Genomic DNA, 1,228 nt, shown 5'->3' with positions numbered 1-1,228 from the left:
ATTTTGGTGCAGAAAAGTAACATTCGCACACCTCAGGCCCCAAAAAATGGCTGCCGACGTAGCGCAGAGTGACAGGTGCATCTATGAGAGAATCCCCGGCTACCGTCCTGTATGCCCATTCAGAGAATGCAATGAAAGCAGTGTCCGCCTCGGCCTCCCGTTACGCGATGATTCACCAAGTGTTGCGCGACGCGATCGTCAACGGCACCGCCCGTCACGGGCTGGTCCTGCTGGAAGCGCCGCTGGCCGAACTGTTCGGCACCAGCCGCGTGCCGGTGCGCAAGGCCCTGGACCTGCTGCATGCAGAAGGCTTGATCTGCCGCTTCAATGGCCGCGGGTATTTGATCAACCCCCAAGGCCTGGCCATGGAGCCGTTGCGCCTGCCCCTGAGCCATGCGCACCTGGGCCTCAACGGCGACGACGAATTGGTGGACACCCGGCCGCTGGGCGAGCGGATCGTCGAAGAAATCGGCGCGGCGCTGTCCACCTGTATCGCCTTTGGCCACTACCGCCTGGACGAACAACTCGCCGCCGACCATTACGGTGTCAGCCGCGCGGTGGTACGCGAAGCGCTGATGCGTCTGCGCGACCGTGGCCTGGTGGAAAAAGAGCCCTACTCGCAATGGCTGGCCGGCCCCTTGACCGCACGCGAGGTCACCGAAGACTACGAACTGCGTGCTTGCCTGGAACCCGAAGCCCTGCGCCAGAGCGCACCGGGCCTCGACCGCGAGCAACTCGAGGCCATGTTGCAGCGGGTGCTGGATGCCCAGGACACCCCCCAGTGCAGCCTGGAGGCCATCGAACAGATCGAAGAAGACTTGCACCAGCACTGCCTGGCCGGCCTGCAGAACCGCAAGATCGCCGCCCTGATCCGCCAGGGCCAGAGCCCGATGATCATCAGCCGGATTTTTCACCGTTTACTGGGGATCGGCGCCGATCCTGCCATGCTCGCCGAACATCGCCTGATTCTGGAGCTGTTGCTACACGGTGCCTATGATGCCGCCGCGCTGAACCTGCGCGAACACTTGCAGCGGGCCAGCCAGCGCATGTTGCAGCGGTTGAAGGTGCTCTCAGTACTGCCAGAACAGCCGCTGCCGGCGTACCTGCACAAAATCAGCTGACCTCATGCGGTGAAAAATGTGGGAGCGGGCTTGCTCGCGAATGCGGTGGATCAGTCAGCGATGTATTGGCTGACCCAGCGCATTCGCGAGCAAGCCCGCTCCCACAC

The 1,228-nt window shown here is 62.9% G+C and carries 1 protein-coding gene; it reads left to right on the top strand.

The features are described 5' to 3' along the window. The first annotated feature begins 131 nt into the window (after positions 1–131). Complete coding sequence (locus GIW02_RS26985; protein ID WP_236419390.1) at positions 132–1,121, top strand: GntR family transcriptional regulator; 990 nt, start codon at positions 132–134, stop codon at positions 1,119–1,121. Positions 1,122–1,228 lie beyond the last annotated feature (107 nt).

Source organism: Pseudomonas syringae, from assembly GCF_021606685.1.
Classification (GTDB): Bacteria; Pseudomonadota; Gammaproteobacteria; order Pseudomonadales; family Pseudomonadaceae; genus Aquipseudomonas; species Aquipseudomonas syringae_R.
Note: the sequence above shows the minus strand (reverse complement) of the source record. Positions and strands in the feature narration are given on the sequence as shown.